The sequence below is a fragment of the Lysobacter helvus genome (assembly GCF_018406645.1).
Classification (GTDB): Bacteria; Pseudomonadota; Gammaproteobacteria; order Xanthomonadales; family Xanthomonadaceae; genus Noviluteimonas; species Noviluteimonas caseinilytica.
In genome coordinates this window covers 1,861,689-1,877,853 of sequence record NZ_AP024546.1, presented here as the reverse complement: position 1 = coordinate 1,877,853, position 16,165 = coordinate 1,861,689, and the positions used below count along the sequence as shown (strand labels likewise).

Here is a 16,165-nt window from a genome sequence, read left to right as displayed (position 1 = left end):
GAAGGGCTACCCATACTTGGGCGTATGGTGCCCCCGCGCACCGATCGAATCAACCGGAGCTTCCGATGAGCGTCGCCGTTCCTTTCCTCTTGTTGTTGCTCGCCGCGATGTTCGCCTCCTACCACCGCATGCGGCTGGCGTACTGGGCCGCGATGACCGCTTCGCTGCTCGTGGTGGCCTGGCTGCTCGGCGCCAACGGCGTCGCCACCATCGTCGCCGCCCTGATCGTCGCCGCCATCGCCATCCCGCTCCTCGTCCCGCAGTTCCGCAAGCCGCGCATCACCACGCCCTTGCTGAAGTTCTACACGCGACTGCTGCCCCCGCTGTCGGACACCGAACGCACCGCGCTGGAAGCCGGCACCGTCGGCTTCGAAGGCGAGCTGTTCTCGGGCAAGCCGGACTGGGACAAGTTGCTCTCGCTGCCCAAGCCCGAACTCACCGCGGAAGAACAGGCCTTCCTCGACGGCCCGTGCGAACAGCTGTGCCGCATGACCAACGACTGGGACATCACCCACGTGCGCGCGGACCTGCCGCCGGAGCTGTGGGAATTCGTCAAGGAGCACAAGTTCTTCGGCCTCAACATTCCGAAGGAATACGGCGGCCTGGGCTTCTCGGCACTGATGAACCACAAGGTCATCCAGAAGCTCGCGTCGATTTCCACCGTCGTCAGTTCCACCGTCGGCGTGCCCAACTCGCTGGGCCCGGCCGAACTGCTGATGCACTACGGCACCGACGAACAGAAATCCGAGTACCTCCCGCGCCTGGCCGACGGCCGCGAAGTGCCGTGCTTCGCGCTCACCGGCCCGTTCGCCGGTTCCGATGCAACCTCGATCCCCGACTACGGCATCGTGTGCATGGGCGACTGGAACGGCGCCAACGTGCTCGGCTTCCGCCTCACGCTCAACAAGCGCTACATCACGCTCGCGCCGGTGGCCACGCTGATCGGCGTGGCGTTCCGCATGTACGACCCGGACGGATTGCTCGGCGACAAGAAGGACATCGGCATCTCGCTCGCACTCGTGCCGCGCGACACGCCCGGGCTCGACATCGGCCGCCGCCACTTCCCGCTCAATTCGCCGTTCCAGAACGGCCCGATCCACGGCAAGGACATCTTCGTCCCGCTGTCGCAGCTGATCGGCGGCGAGGACTACGCCGGCAAGGGCTGGCAGATGCTGATGGAATGCCTGTCGATCGGGCGTTCGATCACCCTGCCCTCCACCGCCAGCGGCGGCGCGAAGCTCGCGGCCGTCGTCACCGGTGCGTACGCGCGCATCCGCAAGCAGTTCGGCTTGTCCGTCGGGCGTTTCGAAGGCGTCGAAGAGGCGCTCGCGCGCATCGCCGGCAAGGCGTACGCGATCAGTGCCTTGTCGCAGGCGACGGCGGCTGCCGTGGCGCGCGGCGAAAACCCCGCCGTGCCTTCCACCATCGCCAAGTACCACTGCACGCAGATGGGCCGCGAAGTCGTCATCGATGCGATGGACGTCCATGGCGGCAAGGGCATCATCCTCGGACCGCGCAATTACCTCGGCCGCGCGTGGCAGGCCACGCCGATCAGCATCACGGTGGAAGGCGCGAACATCATGACGCGCTCGCTGATGATCTTCGGCCAGGGCGCGATCCTGTGCCACCCGTGGGTGATGAAGGAAATGAAGTCGGCGCAGCTGGAGGATCCGGTCGCGCGCATCGACCAGTTCGACGACGCGCTGTTCGGCCACATCGGCTTCGCGTTTTCCAATGCCGTGCGCAGCCTGTGGTTCGGCCTGACCAGCGCGCGCATCGGCAAGGCGCCGGGCGACGACTACACGCGCCGCTTCTACCGCAAGCTCGATCGCTATTCGGCCGCGCTCGCGCTGATGGCCGATACGTCGATGCTGCTGCTCGGCGGCAAGCTGAAGTTCAAGGAATCGCTGTCCGGCCGCCTCGGCGACGTACTCAGCCAGTTGTACATCTGCAGCAGCATGCTCAAGCGCTACGAAGACGAAGGCCGCCCGGCCGGCGATCGTCCGCTGCTCGCGTGGGCGTTCCACGATGCGATCAACAAGATCGAAACCGCGTTGTCCGGTGCATTGCGCAACTTCCCGATCCGCCCGATCGGCTACGTATTGTGGATGCTGATCTTCCCGTGGGGCCGCCGCGCCCAGGCGCCGAGCGACCAGCTTGGCCATCGCGCCGCATCGCTGCTGATGACGCCGTGCGACGCGCGCCAGCGGATGGGCGACGGCGTGTTCCTCGCGCCGACGGCCAACAATCCGGCGGGCCGCATCGACAGCTACTTGCCTAAGGTGATCCTGGCCGAACCGGTGGAACGCAAGTTCCTCAAGGCGCTGAAGAACAGCGACATCGAAGCGCTCGAGTTCGACGCGCAGCTGGACGAAGGCGTGCGCGAAGGCTGGATCACCGCCGACGAACGCAAGCAGCTGGAAGAACTGCGCGCGATGACGCTCGATGCGATCACCGTCGACGACTTCGAAGCGTGGGAACTGCGCGCGGCGTCGTTCGACCGCCTGGCCGGCGTCGGCGATTCGCGCGCCGCGGCCTGACCGCATGTCGGTGCTGCAACTCTACCGCCGGATCACGCGCTGGCCTGGCGGCCACTGGATGTTCGCGCGCGCCGTGTGCTGGCGCGCGCCCTACTTCGCCAGCATCGCACCGCGCATCACGGTGCTCGGACCGGGCCGTTGCGAAGCGTCGATCGCGCATCGCCGCAAGGTGACCAACCACATCGGCACGGTGCATGCGATCGCGTTGTGCAACCTCGCCGAATTCGCGGGTGGCCTGATGACCGACGCGACGATCCCCGCCTCGATGCGCTGGATCCCGAAGGGCATGCAGGTCGAGTACCTGGGCAAGGCGAACGGCACGATGCACGCCGTCGCCACGCCGGACATCGCCGCCGTCGAATCCACGCAGGGCTACGACCTGCCGGTCACCGTGTCGGTGCGCGATCCGCAGGGCGCGGACGTCTTCCGCGCACGCATCGCCATGTGGGTATCGCCGAAGCGCTAGCGCCAGCCGACCAGCACCGACGCGATGATCGCGGGGAAGGCCTGGACGAAGAAGATGCGCTTGTTCACCGTCGCGGCGCCGTAGGCACCGGCCACGATGACGAACACCAGGAACAGCAGCACGATCTCGCGCGACTGCATCGCCAGTCCGTAGACCAGCCCCGCCGCGAGGAAGCCGTTGTAGAGCCCCTGGTTCGCGGCCAGCGTGCGCGACTGCGCGGCGAATTCCGGCGTGAGCCGGAACGTCTTCAACCCCGCCGGCTTCGTCCACAGGAACATCTCGAGCACGAGGAACCATCCGTGCAGCAGCGCGACGAGCGCGACGACGACCATGGCGGGCAGCGACATGTCAGTGCTTCTTTTTCTTGGACGACGACTTCTTCGACGATCCCTTCTTCGCCGGCGCCTTGGGCTTCGCCTTCTTCACCGGCGCCGGCGCCTGCGATTTGTGCCACGCCTGCAGCACTTCGGCTTCGCGCACCATCGACAGCCCCGCCTTCGGTGCGGCGCGGCGGTCTTCCGGCAACGTGTGCCAGTACGCCAGCGTGTCGGCGGTGGTCGTCTCGAGCGGCCGGTACGTGAGCCCCGCCGCCTGCGCCTTCGCGCTGCTCACGCGCCCGAAGCCCGCGTATTCCCCGACCGGCGGGATCCACACCGGCATGTCCTGCCACGCGCTGACGTGTTGCTGGTCGAGGAAGTCCGCCGGCACCCACGTCACCTTCGACGGCTTGCCGGACACGCGCTGCGCCGTGGCGATGACTTCGCCCATCGTCAGCTTGCCCGCGGGCGCATCGGCGTTGAACGTGCCGAAGCGTTGGTCTTCCAGCGCCTTGAGCAGGAACGCGGCGAGGTCGCGAACATCGATGAACTGCGTCGGGTCCGACGCGCTGCCGGGCCCGAGGATTTCGCCGCCGCGGTCCGCGCGCGCCGGCCAGTACGTGAAGCGATCCGTGTTGTCGCCGGGCCCGACGATCAGGCCGGGCCGCACGATGGTCACGCGCCCGGGCATTTCCTTGTTGGCGGCCTGCTCGCACAGCGCCTTCAAACCGCCATACGTGTCGCCCGTGACTTCGGTGACGTTCGGATTGGCGAGCACCGCGAGCGGCGCGGTTTCGTCCTGGTTCGGCGTGTCCATCTTCGCGTACACCGACACCGTCGACACCAGCAGGTACTGGTCGACGCGCTTGCCCAGCAGCTGCGTCGAACGCGTGACATCGGCGGGCAGGTACGCGGACGTGTCCAGCACCGCATCCCACTTGCGCCGGCCCGACAAGGCTTTCATGTCGGTCTTGCGGTCGCCGTGCAGTTGTTCGATGTCCTTGAATTCCTCGCCGCTGAAGCGCGTGGGATTGGTCTTGCCGCGGTTGAACAGCGTGAGCTTGTGGCCCTTCGCGCGCGCGGCTTCGACGAAGTGCGGGCCGAGGAAACCCGTGCCGCCCATGACGAGGATGGTCATCGGATCGCCGGGCTTGCGCGGCTCCGGCGCCTTCGGCTTGCGTGCGAACGCGGGCAGCGCGGCGAGGCCGGCGGTGGCGAGCGAGGCTTTGAGGAATGCGCGGCGGTTGGTCATGCGGCGGGATCTCCGGTGGTGGGGCCGGCGCGCGACGCGTCGCCAGGCAGCGTGCGCTGGGCGCGGATGACGCGCCATGCGCCGAAGGTCATGGCGCCGGCGATGCCGACGCCGCCCAGGAACACGATGTGCGAACCGAACAGCGACAGCCCCTTGTGCACCCACGCAAAGCTGAGGTCGCCGCCGCGGTACACGAACGTGTCGATCACGGCCTTGCCTTTGTAACGCCATTCGCGGGGCACGCGCGTGTAGATCGTCTCGCGCGCCGGCTTGCCCAGCGAGAACTCGCCCGCGCGGGTGACCACCTGCACGATCGCGACCATCATCGGGAACGGCGAGGCCGCCAGGATCGAGAACCCCGCCAGCACCGCGAACGCGGGAATCAGCAACGCCGGCGCCACGCCGTGCGTGCGCAACAGCCACCGCGTGACGAACAACTGGATGACGATCGCCAGGCCGTTGATGGCCAGGTCGATGTTGGCGTAGAACGCCGTGCGCGCCGCATCGTCCGTGAAGGCATGGCGCGTGATCGCGGCCTGCTCGTTGTAGAGCAGCGTGCCCACGCCGACGCCGAAGAACATCAGGATGGCAAGTGCGCGCAGCAGCGGTTCGCGCGCGACCAGGCGCAGGCCCGCCCAGATCGAGCCGCCCATCGCCTGTTCGCCGCTCGCTTCGCCGCGCGCGCGTTCGCGCAGGATCGCCCACGGACGCAGCTGCAGGATGCACAGCAGGCACACGCACAGGAACCCGGCCGACACGAGCAGCAGGTTGCCCACGCCGATGCGCTGCGCCAGGTGCAGCGTGATGACCGGGCCCACCAGCGCGCCGATCGTGCCGCCCGCGCCGATGTAGCCGTACACCTGCTTGGCGTGCGCATCGTCGAACACGTCCGCCATGAAGCTCCAGAACACGCTCACCGCGAACAGGTTGAACACCGCCGTCCACACGAAGAACGCCACGCCCCGCCCCGGCCACGCCTGGTGGAACGCGACGTAGAACGTGAGCAGGCACGCGATGAAGACCAGGTACACCACCGGCAGGAACACGCGCCGCGGGAAGCGCGCCACGAGCGCGCCGTACAACGGCTGCAGCAACAGCATCCCGAGGAAGGTGCCCGTGAACAGGATCTGCAGCGTGAAGTCGGTGATGTCCCAGCCGCGCGCGGTGGCCCAGGCCACCCACGAACGCGGGAACACGGTGAGCGCATCGCCCGACGAGCCCATCGCATCGCGCACGGGGCGCAGCACGTAGTAGCCGCACAGCAGGCTGAAGAAGTAGAGCAGCGACCACCACAGCGCCGCGGGCTGGTCCACCAGGCGCACCCGGACGCGCGACGCGCGCGCGCCGCCATCCGTTTCGCGGGGATCCGTTGGCGCCATGGGTTTCCGTGGGGGCTGCGCGGGTGCCGGGGCACGTTAGCCCAAAGGTCGCGGGGATGGCTACCATGCCTGGAGTACTTGCTCCATCCCCGCGGCCTACCGTCGCGCAGCCTTGTCCCGGGATCCACCGTGCACGCGTTCGACTACATCATCATCGGCGCCGGCTCCGCCGGCTGCGTGCTCGCCAACCGCCTTTCCGAAGACCCGCACGTGCGCGTGCTGTTGCTCGAAGCCGGCCCGCGCGACTGGCATCCCTTCATCCACATGCCCGCGGGCCTGGCCAAGCTGGTCGGCAAGAAGGGCGTGAACTGGGACTACGACACCGCGCCGGAACCACACCTCGACAACCGCACCCTGTGGTGGCCGCGCGGCAAGGTGCTCGGCGGCTCCAGTTCGATCAACGCGATGTGCTACATCCGCGGCCATGCGCGCGACTACGACGACTGGGCCGCGCAGGGCGCGACCGGCTGGTCGTGGGACGCGGTGCTGCCCTACTTCCGGCGCAACGAAGGCAACACGCGCGGCGCGGATGCTTTGCATGGCGGCGATGGTCCGTTGTCGGTGTCGGACCTGCGTTACGTGAACCCGCTGTCCGAAGCGTTCATCGAAGCGGGCGTGCAGGCGGGCTATGCGCGCAACGACGATTTCAACGGCCCGCGCCAGGAAGGCGTCGGCCTGTACCAGGTGACGCAGAAGGACGGCGCGCGGTGTTCGGCGTCGGTGGCCTACCTCAATCCCGCACGCTCGCGGCCCAACCTCGTCGTGCGCACCGATGCGATGGTCAGCCGCATCACCTTCGACAAGGGGCGCGCCGACGGCGTGACCTGCGTCGTGCGCGGGCAGGCGTTCCATTACGAGGCGACGCGGGAGGTGTTGCTGAGCGGCGGTGCGATCAATTCGCCGCAACTGCTGATGTTGTCGGGCGTCGGGCCGGCGGATGCGTTGCGTCGCCTCAAGATCGACGTCGTGCACGATGCACCCAACGTCGGCGCGAACCTGCAGGACCATCTCGACATCTGCTCGCTGCAGCATTCCACGCAGCCGATCACCTACGACCGCGTGGGCGACCTCAAGATCGCGTTCGACTACTACCTGCGCGGCCACAGCGGCCCCGGCAGCAGCAACATCGCCGAGGGCGGCGGGTTCGTGCGCTCGGCGCTCGCGCCGGACGATCGCCCCGACATCCAGTTCCACTTCGTCCCCGCGATGCTCGACGACCACGGCCGCCATCGCCTGCGCGGCGACGGCTACACGCTGCACGCCTGCTTCCTGCGCCCGCGGAGCCGCGGCCGCATCGCGCTCGCCAGCAACCGCGCCGGCGACAAGCCGCGCATCGAAGCGAATTACCTGAGCGACGCGGAAGGCTTCGACCTGCGGATGATGGTGGAGTGCGCGAAAGTCTCGCGCACGCTGTTCGCGCAGAAGGCCTTCGATCCCTATCGCGGCGCGCCGATCTTCCCCGCGCGCAACGACCTGTCGGACGCCGAACTCGCGGACTTCATCCGCGCGAAGGCCGAGACCGTGTACCACCCGGTCGGCACGTGCCGGATGGGCAGCGACGCGGCGTCGGTGGTCGACAACGACCTGCGCGTGCGTGGCGTCGAAGGCCTGCGCGTGATCGATGCCTCGGTGATGCCCACGCTGATCGGCGGCAACACCAACGCGCCGACGATGATGATCGCCGAGCGCGCATCCGACCTGATCCGCGGACGCTGATCCGCGGCCGCCGGGTCAGCGCGCGCGGGGCGCGGTTTCCAGCATCGGCGGCAACGGGCAATGCAGGGCGGCGCAGATCGTGCGCAGCAGTTCCGCCTCGCCCACCGTCACCTGGTTGTCGTGGCCGATCGTCGCGGTGATGCCTTCCACCAGCGATTGCTTGGCGAGCGGATCCAGCCCGTCGAGCGGCCCCCACGTTTCCTCCAGCGCCAGCGCGCCCTGCGGCCGCGCCAGGTACGGCAGGTGGTCGCTGGGCAACACGCGCTGGATGCCGGTGAGGTAGGCGCGCTTGGCCATCTCCGGGTCTTCGTGCCCGCACTGCGCGACGACGCACAGCAGCGTGGAAATCTCGCTGCGCACCAGCGCGAGCGGCGTGCGGCCGAAGCGCGCATGGCGCGAGGGATCGAGCGATTCGCGTACCTGCACCTGCAGCAGGCGGCCGAGGCAGTATTCGAACAACGACACGCGGCCGTCTGCGTGGACGATCGCGTGCACCGTGTCGAGGAAGGTGTCGAGTTCCGGGCGCGGGCGCAGGCGCAGCACGGGGAATGCGATGGAAGCCAAGGGCAGGCGCAGCGCCGGGTGCAGCGTCGCCAGGTGGTCGTTGCGCAACTGGCGCGCATGTTCCGACATCGCCATGCCGAGGCGCGCGGCGATCTCCTCGCGCTGCAGCGACGCCACCTGCTGGTCTTCGTCGAGCAGCAAGCCGAGCAGCAACGGCATCACCGCATCGCGTTGCCCGGCCAGCGTGCGCACGGCGTCGGGGATGCGTTCGGCGATCGCATCGGCGCGCTTGTAGTCGTCCGGCGACGGCTGCGCGACCTGCGCGACCACCATCGGTGGCGTCACCGCGAATTGCGCGGTGGGCGATGGCAACGTGCCGTCCTTCGGCGACACGAGGCCGAGCTGCACGTCTTCTTCCAGCCCGTCCGGCGGCGTGTCGAGCCACTTGCGTTGCAGCGCCTCCAGCTGGTCGGCGCGGAACTGCGGCTCCAGCGCCTGGATGCGTTCGAGCAGCGGCGGATGCGTGGCGAACAGGCCCGAGAAGTCGAGGCCTTCGCCGAACAGCATGTGGCTCACTTCTTCCGTGTTCTGGCTGGCGGTGAGGCGCGAGCCTTCATCGAGCCCGCCGATCTTCTTCAGCGCGCCGGCCAGGCCGGTGGTCTGCCGCGTGAACTGCACCGCCGACGCGTCGGCCAGCGTTTCGCGCTGGCGCGCGACGCCGGCCTTGATCATGCGGCCGAAGAACACGCCGACGTAGCCCACCACGATCGCGATGAGCGCCGCGATCATGATCACGCCCGCGCCCTTGTTGTTGCGCCCGCCGTAGCGCGCGTTCACCAGGATCTTCCGGCCGATGATCCCCATCATCAGGATGCCGAACAGCACACCCATCAGGCGGATGTTCAGCCGCATGTCGCCGTTGAGGATGTGGCTGAACTCGTGCGCGATGACACCCTGCAACTCGTCGCGGTTCAACTTGTCGAGCGCGCCGCGCGTGACCGCGATGACCGCGTCCGACGGCGAATAACCCGCGGCGAACGCGTTGATCGCCGACTCTTCTTCGAGCACGTAGATCTTCGGCACCGGCACGCCGGAGGCGATCGCGATTTCCTCGACCACGTTGCGCAGGCGGCGCATGCTGAAGTCGGTGGTGTCGGCCGCGACGGGCGTGCCGCCCATCTGCTGCGCGACCGGTTCGCCGCCGCCGCGCAGCGAGGCGATGCGGTACAGCGATCCCAGCCCGACGATGCCGATCGTGAGCAGCGTGGTGAACGCGAGCAACGCGCCGGTCTCGCCCGGATCGGCGCCGCTGCTGCCGAACACGAGCCACGCCGCGCCATCCACCGCGAGCACCATGCCGGCCACCGCCAGCGCGAACAGGAGCACGAGGCGCGAGGAACTCCGCCGCGCGGCTGCCTGGCGTTCGAAGAAATTCATGCGAAGGTCCCCATCGGCGCGCGCCCGGCCTCACGCCGGGCGCGGCGTCGTTCGATCAGAACTGCACTTTCGGCGCGGCGCGCACCTGCGCCTGCTGCTCCGCCGGGATCTCGAGCAAGGCGGCCGGCAGGAAATTGAACATGCCCGCGAAGATGGAGGACGGGAAGGTCTCGCGCCGGTTGTTGTACGTCATCACCGAATCGTTGAAGGCCTGGCGCGCGAACGCCACCTTGTTTTCGGTGGACGTCAGCTCCTCGGTGAGCTGCATCATGTTCTGGTTGGCCTTGAGGTCCGGATAGGCCTCGGCCACCGCCATCAGGCGACCCAGTGCGCCATTCAGGACGCCCTGCGAGTTGGCCAGCTCGGCCATCGCGGACGGATCGCCCGGGCTGGCCTTCGCGGCGGACAGGCCCGCCATCGCGGCGCCGCGCGCGGCGATCACCTCTTCCAGCGTGCCGCGCTCGTGCGCCATGTAGCCCTTCACGGTCTCGACCAGGTTCGGGATGAGGTCGAAGCGGCGCTGCAGCTGCACGTCGATCTGCGCGAACGCATTCTTGAAGGCGTTCCGGGCGGTGACCAGCCCGTTGTACATCCCCATGACCCAGAAGCCGACGACGACGACAAGCGCAAGCAGGATCAACAAGCCGATCATCAGAACTTCCCCTTGTTTTATTGACGCGCGTTCATGCAAACCGTGGGCGTGGCGCTATGATCCGCCAGCAATCGCAGCATACGCAGGGGGATCGCCCGATGAAAGGCGCTTCAATTCGGGCAATCGCAAGGGGGGCCATCGCCGGCCTGCTCCTTCCGCTCGCCGTCGGTTCCGCGGCCCAGACGCCGCTTCGTTGGGACACGCCCGCGCCTTCGGCGCCGGTGGTCCGCACGCCGGTGCAGGTCGCGTCCGCCGCGCCCGTCATCAGCCCCACGGGCCTGGTGCCCCACCCGCTCCCGGTCGCCGACGGCTTCAACGTCCGCATGTTCGAGGACATCGCCCAGCAACTGGTCGTGGACCAGCGCATCCCGGGCATGGCGATGGCCATCGTGCAGAACGGGCGCATCGTCTCGCTTCGCGGCTACGGCATCACCGATACGCGCGCGGCCGAGCCGGTCGACACGCACACCGTCTTCCGCCTCGCGTCGTTGTCCAAGGCCTTCGCCGGCACGATGACCGGCCTGCTCGTCAACGACGGGCAGCTGCGGTGGGACAGCCGCGTCACCGACTTCCTGCCCGACTTCCACCTGCGCGATGCGTACGCCACGCAGCGCCTCACGGTGGCCGACGTCCTCAGCCATCGCGTGGGCCTGGTGCACAACACCTACGACCGCGACCTCGAGGGCAACGTCGACTACCGCTCGCTCACGCAGAAGCTCGCGTACGCGCCGGCCGCGTGCCTGCCCGGCGATTGCTACGGCTACCAGAACATCGCCTTCAGCCTGATCGGCGACGTGGTGTTCGCCGCCACCGGCAGCTTCTACAGCCAGGAAGTCGAGCGCCGCATCTTCAAGCCGCTGGGCATGAACGATGCGAGCTACGGCCTGGAAGGCATCGAAGCGAGCCCGCGCTGGGCCAAGCCGCACGTGCACGGTCGCGGTGGCTGGGTGTCGATCACGCCGAAGCCGAACTACTACCAGGTGGCCCCGGCCGCCGGCGTCAACGCCAGCATCTCCGACATGGCGCAGTGGCTCATCGCGCAGGGCGGCCATCGCCCCGACGTGCTGCCCGCGCCGCTGCTCGCCACGTTGCATGCACCGCTGGTGTCCACGCCGGGCGAAGTGCGCGGGTCGTCGTGGCGCCGCGCGCGCCTGTCCGCCGCGAGCTATGCGATCGGCTGGCGCGTGTACGACTACGCGGGCCACCAGCTTGTCTTCCACGGCGGTGCGGTGCAGGGCTATCGCGGCCTGGTCGCGCTGCTGCCGGAACGCGACCTCGGCGTCGCCATCCTCTGGAACAGCGAAAGCTCGCTGCCGTCGGGCCTGTTGCCCACGATCATCGACCGCGCGATCGGCATGCCCGCGCAGCGCTGGCTCGATGTCGAACCGTCCGACGACCTGCTGTATGCCGAGGGCCGCACCCCGGCCACGCAGGCCGGCGCCGACGCCAACACGTCCACCGCCTCGCCGAAGTAATCCGCTTCGGCTGGAACGCAAAACGCCGGCCTCGCGCCGGCGTTCCTGTTTTCGTCACCCCAAAAGAAAACCCCACCCCGCCTGGGCAAACGCGGGATGGGGTCTCGATTACGGCTTCGGGTCTTGCTTACATCATCGGCATGACGGGCGCCGGCATGTTCACCGGTGCCGACTTGCGCGAGGCCTTGCGGGCCTTCTTGGCTGCAGGCTTCTTGGCGGCCTTCTTCGCAGCGCGCTTCTTGGTCGCCTTCTTGGCGCCGGCCTTGCGGACGGTCTTCTTGGCGGCCGACTTGCGGGCGGTCTTCTTGGCTGCACCCTTGCGGGCGGTCTTCTTCGCAGCCTTCTTCGCGGTCTTGCGGACGGCCTTCTTCGCGGCCTTCTTCGCAGTCTTGCGGACAGCCTTCTTGGCGGTCTTGCGGACGGCCTTCTTCGCCGTCTTCTTCGCGGTCTTGCGGACGGCCTTCTTCGCCGTCTTCTTCGCAGCCTTCTTGGCACCGGCCTTGCGGACGGTCTTCTTGGCCGCCGATTTACGGGCGGTCTTCTTCGTCGCCTTCTTGGCGGACTTCTTCGCAGCTTTCTTCATGGCCATGGGATGGCTCCTCGTCAGTGGACTTGCTTGGCTAGAACTGCCCAGTTCGAAGCGACGCCGCGGGAGTCGGACCCGCGGCCAACCGCCGACGCGCCAGGCGCGCCGGGACGGATTCGGTGCACCGCGACGGCAGGGCCGCGGCAATAAAAAACCCGCCACGCCGAGCGTCGCGGGTTTGATGGATTTGGTGCCTGTGCGATTTCGCGAAGGAAACGGGGCCTGCATCCACCGTGTGTTGTGTCCGGGCGGAGGTCCGTTTCGTGGTGCGCGTTGTCGTGTTTTTCAGACTCACTCTTTTCCGCACGGGCGGCAGATGCGGCGAAACCTAATTAGGCTTTTTTGCGATGTCAACAACCCCCCTTGATTTTTTTCTCCCGCGGGGGGCCGCGTCGGGCGCCGCGCGCGCGGGTCGGCGGTGCGTGCGCGGCGAGGGGTGCGCGGTCGCGCGCGGCGCGCCGTCGCGACATCGCTTGCAAAAAACATCTTGATTTCAGCACTGCAACAAAAACGCGAACGCGGATCGCGACCGTCGCGCATGCCGCGCGCGATCGTCGACGACGCCGTTCGGCGTTGCCCGCGCGGGCAAGTTCGCGACCGTTTGTCGGCCGCAAAAAAGTTTTCGCGATGGCGCGTCGCAACACCCGATTTGCGCGGAACTGCGCGAACACCGGAAACGAATCCGGCCGCGCGAGGCGGCCGGATCGGGTGTGTCGCGACGTGCGCGACCGTGTTCGGAACGCGCGTCAGTGGTCTTCGGCTTCGAGCAGTTCGGCGTAGTCGTCGGGGCCGAGGAGATCGTTGAGTTGCTCCGGCTCTTCGGCTTCGACGACGAAGATCCAGCCTTCGCCGTAGGCGTCTTCGTTGATCGTTTCCGGCTTGTCGGCCAGCGCGGTGTTGACCGCGACGACCTTGCCCGTGACGGGCGAATACACATCGGACGCCGCCTTGACCGACTCCACCACGGCGCTCGCCGTGCCCTGTTCGACGCGGTCGCCGACGTTCGGCAGCTCGACGTACACCAGGTCGCCGAGCAGGCCCTGCGCGTGGTCGGAGATGCCGATGGTGACCTTGCCGTCGCCTTCGACGCGCGCCCACTCATGGGACTTCATGAACTTCAGGTCGCCGGGGATCTCGTTCATTCGCGTTGCTCCGTGCTCTACGTCGTCGGGGGGTGGGTCGTAGTGTAGCGAAGGGCACCGGCGCGAAATCAAGCGCGCCGCATGCCTTTGGTCAGATGCCGGGTTGCGCCTTGCCTTCGCGCACGAACGGGAACTTCACCACCCGCACCGGCACTTCGCGCCCGCGGATGTCCACGCGCACCTGGCCCGGTTCGCCCGACGGCACGCGCGCGAACGCGATCGCCTTGCCGAGCGTCGGGGAGAACGTGCCCGACAGGATCTCGCCGTCGCCGTTGTCGGTGAGCACCTTCTGCCCGTGGCGCAGCACGCCCTTCTCGTCCATCACCAGGCCGATCATCTGGCGCGGTACGCCGGCGGCGCGCTGCGCTTCGAGCGCGGCACGGCCGGTGAAGTCGCGGCCTTCATCGAGCGCGACGGTCCATGCCATGCCCGCCTCGTACGGCGTGGTGGTCTCGTCCATGTCCTGGCCGTAGAGGTTCATGCCGGCTTCCAGGCGCAGCGTGTCGCGCGCGCCCAGGCCGGCGGGTTTGACGCCGGCGGCGAGCAGCGCGTTCCAGAATGCGGGCGCCTGCGCTTCGGGGACGATGATTTCGAAACCGTCTTCACCGGTGTAGCCCGTGCGCGCCACGAACAGCGGCACGCCGTCGCGCGAGGTGGCCTCCACCGCGGCGAAGCGCGCGAGCTTCTGCACGACCGGCGCGCTCGCCGCGTCGAGCAGGCCGACCACGCGTTCGCGCGCGGTCGGTCCCTGCACGGCGACCATGCCGAACTCCGGGCGTTCGCTCACCGACACGTCAAAGGCCTTCGCCTCGCCCGTGATCCACGCCAGGTCCTTGTCGCGCGTGGCGGCGTTGACCACCAGGCGGAACCATTCCTCGCCCATGAAGTACACGATCAGGTCGTCGATCACGCCGCCCTGCGGATCGAGCATCGCGGTGTAGAACGCCTTGCCCGGCACCTTCAGCTTGTCGACGGAGTTGGCGACCAGCTTGCGCAGGAACTCGCGCACGCGCGCGCCGCGCAGGTCCACCACCGTCATGTGCGAGACGTCGAACATGCCCGCGTCGCTGCGGACGAGGTGGTGCTCGTCCACCTGGGAACCGTAGTGCAGCGGCATGTCCCAGCCGCCGAAGTCCACCATCTTCGCGCCGAGCGAACGATGGGTGTCGTTGAGGATGGTCTTGCGCGTCATGCACCGGCTCCGTGGGGGGCGGCCGCAAGGCGGCGGCCGAAGCGCCGGATTATCGCATCGCCGGCAAGCTCAGCCGGCCGCTTCCACCCGCAACGTCATGCCTTCGGCCGAGAGCACGCGCACCGGCGTGCCGGCCGGCAACTCCGGCCCGACCACGTCCCAGAACGCATCGGCGATCTGCACGCGCCCGTGTCCGTTGACGATCCCGCGCTCCAGCGGGACCACGCGCCCGATCAGCGCGGCGGTGCGCTTGTTGAGCACCGGGTCGTCGCTGGCGCGCCCGCGACCGCGCGCCCAGCGCCGCCACGCGAGGATCGACAGCACGCCCAGCACGCCGAACAGCACGGCCTGCGACAGCACCGAGATCCCGGGTACCAGTAGCACGACGAAGAACACCGCGGCCGCGGCGAACCCGAGCCACAACAGGAAGGCGCCCGGCGCGATCATCTCCGCCGCGCACAGCAGCAGCGCGATGGCGGCCCACGCGAAGACATCCATGCGCATGGGTCAGCTCCCGGCCGGGCGCGGCGTGGGCGGCGGCGCGATCGGCTTGGCGGCCATGCGCGGTGCACCGAGCGCTTCGCGCGCCAGTTCCGCGATGCCGCCGAGCGAACCGAGCACGCCGGAGGATTCCATCGGCATCAGCACGAACTTCTGGTTCGGCGCCTCGGCCAGCGACTTGAAGGCCTCGATGTATTTCTGCGCGACGAAGTAATTGATGGCGTTGACGTTGCCGCCGGCGATGGCATCGGACACGACCTGCGTCGCCTTCGCTTCCGCTTCGGCCAGGCGCTCGCGCGCTTCGGCCTGGCGGAACGAGGCTTCGCGATGGCCTTCGGCTTCCAGGATCGCGGCCTGCTTCTCGCCTTCGGCGCGCAGGATGGCCGCGGCGCGGTGGCCCTCGGCTTCCAGGATGTTGGCGCGCTTCTCGCGTTCGGCCTTCATCTGCCGCGCCATCGAATCGATGAGGTCGCGCGGCGGCTGGATGTCCTTCAGTTCGATGCGGTTGACCTTCAGGCCCCACGGATGCGTCGCCGCGTCCACCGCCACCAGCACCTTCGCGTTGATCTCGTCGCGCTTGGAGAGCGACTCGTCCAGGTCCATCGAACCGATCGAGGTACGGATGTTGGTCATCACCAGGTTGAGGATGGCGACCTCCAGCTGCGCGACCTCGTAGGCGGCCTTGGCCGCGTCGAGCACCTGGAAGAAGACGATGCCGTCCACCTTCACCACGGCGTTGTCCTTGGTGATGACGTCCTGGCTGGGCACGTCCATCACCTGTTCCATCATGTTGATCTTGCGCCCGATGCGCTGGTAGATCGGCACGAGGAAGTGCAGGCCCGGGCTCAGCGTGTGGGTGTAGCGCCCGAAGCGCTCGACGGTCCACTCGAAGCCCTGCGGCACCATCCGCACCGCCTTGGACACGAGCACGATGGCGAAGAAGACGACGACCGCGGTCAGGATCCAGCTCAACGACATAGCCACACTCCCCATGCTCAGGTCGGCC

At 68.1% G+C, this 16,165-nt stretch carries 14 protein-coding genes and 1 pseudogene; 5 read left to right on the top strand and 10 right to left on the bottom strand.

The features are described 5' to 3' along the window. Positions 1-65: 65 nt before the first annotated feature. Together LYSHEL_RS09160 and LYSHEL_RS09155 are read left to right on the top strand one after the other, a co-directional pair. Positions 66-2,540 carry an acyl-CoA dehydrogenase gene (locus LYSHEL_RS09160; protein ID WP_213433695.1) on the top strand — a complete coding sequence of 825 codons (2,475 nt, stop codon included), beginning with the start codon at positions 66-68 and terminating at the stop codon, positions 2,538-2,540. Between the two features lie 4 nt (positions 2,541-2,544). Further along, positions 2,545-3,006, top strand: a complete 462-nt coding sequence (locus LYSHEL_RS09155) for a hotdog fold domain-containing protein (protein ID WP_213433694.1) — start codon at positions 2,545-2,547, stop codon at positions 3,004-3,006. On the opposite strand, the gene LYSHEL_RS09150 is transcribed toward LYSHEL_RS09155, so the two are convergent. Genes LYSHEL_RS09150 through LYSHEL_RS09140 form a run of 3 tightly spaced genes read right to left on the bottom strand, consistent with a single transcriptional unit; the run spans position 3,003 to position 5,954 of the window. After that, positions 3,003-3,353: a DUF1304 domain-containing protein gene (locus tag LYSHEL_RS09150; protein ID WP_213433692.1), complete on the bottom strand. Its 351-nt coding sequence runs from the start codon at positions 3,351-3,353 to the stop codon at positions 3,003-3,005. The genes LYSHEL_RS09155 and LYSHEL_RS09150 overlap by 4 nt on opposite strands. 1 nt (position 3,354) lies before the next feature. Next, the gene (locus LYSHEL_RS09145; RefSeq protein ID WP_213433690.1) at positions 3,355-4,575 is read right to left on the bottom strand and encodes an NAD-dependent epimerase/dehydratase family protein; all 1,221 of its coding nucleotides are present in this window, start codon (positions 4,573-4,575) and stop codon (positions 3,355-3,357) included. Next, positions 4,572-5,954 carry an NTP/NDP exchange transporter gene (locus tag LYSHEL_RS09140; RefSeq protein WP_213433688.1) on the bottom strand — a complete coding sequence of 461 codons (1,383 nt, stop codon included), beginning with the start codon at positions 5,952-5,954 and terminating at the stop codon, positions 4,572-4,574. Before LYSHEL_RS09140 ends, LYSHEL_RS09145 begins: the two co-directional genes overlap by 4 nt. Positions 5,955-6,083: 129 nt before the next feature. Between LYSHEL_RS09140 and LYSHEL_RS09135 the strand changes: the two genes are divergently transcribed. Beyond that, complete coding sequence (locus tag LYSHEL_RS09135; protein ID WP_213433686.1) at positions 6,084-7,670, top strand: GMC family oxidoreductase; 1,587 nt, start codon at positions 6,084-6,086, stop codon at positions 7,668-7,670. Between the two features lie 15 nt (positions 7,671-7,685). Here LYSHEL_RS09135 and LYSHEL_RS09130 read toward each other — a convergent pair whose 3' ends face one another. After that, positions 7,686-9,611, bottom strand: a complete 1,926-nt coding sequence (locus tag LYSHEL_RS09130; protein ID WP_213433684.1) for a M48 family metallopeptidase — start codon at positions 9,609-9,611, stop codon at positions 7,686-7,688. Positions 9,612-9,666: 55 nt separating this feature from the next. Next, the gene (locus LYSHEL_RS09125; RefSeq protein ID WP_213437742.1) at positions 9,667-10,260 is read right to left on the bottom strand and encodes a LemA family protein; all 594 of its coding nucleotides are present in this window, start codon (positions 10,258-10,260) and stop codon (positions 9,667-9,669) included. Between the two features lie 101 nt (positions 10,261-10,361). Between LYSHEL_RS09125 and LYSHEL_RS09120 the strand changes: the two genes are divergently transcribed. Further along, the gene (locus tag LYSHEL_RS09120; RefSeq protein WP_407075139.1) at positions 10,362-11,738 is read left to right on the top strand and encodes a serine hydrolase domain-containing protein; all 1,377 of its coding nucleotides are present in this window, start codon (positions 10,362-10,364) and stop codon (positions 11,736-11,738) included. A gap of 155 nt (positions 11,739-11,893) precedes the next feature. Continuing rightward, positions 11,894-12,328 (top strand): annotated as a pseudogene (locus LYSHEL_RS16150) (hypothetical protein); the annotation flags it as partial. A gap of 346 nt (positions 12,329-12,674) precedes the next feature. On the opposite strand, the gene LYSHEL_RS09110 reads toward LYSHEL_RS16150, so the two are convergent. From LYSHEL_RS09110 to LYSHEL_RS09090, 5 genes are all read right to left on the bottom strand, one after another. After that, positions 12,675-12,995, bottom strand: a complete 321-nt coding sequence (locus LYSHEL_RS09110; protein WP_213433680.1) for a hypothetical protein — start codon at positions 12,993-12,995, stop codon at positions 12,675-12,677. A gap of 75 nt (positions 12,996-13,070) precedes the next feature. Further along, positions 13,071-13,466 (bottom strand): glycine cleavage system protein GcvH, encoded by a 396-nt coding sequence (gene gcvH / locus LYSHEL_RS09105; protein ID WP_213433678.1) that lies wholly within the window; start codon positions 13,464-13,466, stop codon positions 13,071-13,073. A gap of 91 nt (positions 13,467-13,557) precedes the next feature. Next, on the bottom strand, positions 13,558-14,658 hold the full coding sequence (gene gcvT / locus LYSHEL_RS09100) for a glycine cleavage system aminomethyltransferase GcvT (protein ID WP_213433676.1): 1,101 nt from the start codon (positions 14,656-14,658) through the stop codon (positions 13,558-13,560). 69 nt (positions 14,659-14,727) lie between these two features. After that, positions 14,728-15,162 carry an NfeD family protein gene (locus tag LYSHEL_RS09095; RefSeq protein ID WP_213433674.1) on the bottom strand — a complete coding sequence of 145 codons (435 nt, stop codon included), beginning with the start codon at positions 15,160-15,162 and terminating at the stop codon, positions 14,728-14,730. 3 nt (positions 15,163-15,165) lie between these two features. After that, the gene (locus tag LYSHEL_RS09090) at positions 15,166-16,137 is read right to left on the bottom strand and encodes an SPFH domain-containing protein (RefSeq protein ID WP_213433672.1); all 972 of its coding nucleotides are present in this window, start codon (positions 16,135-16,137) and stop codon (positions 15,166-15,168) included. Positions 16,138-16,165 lie beyond the last annotated feature (28 nt).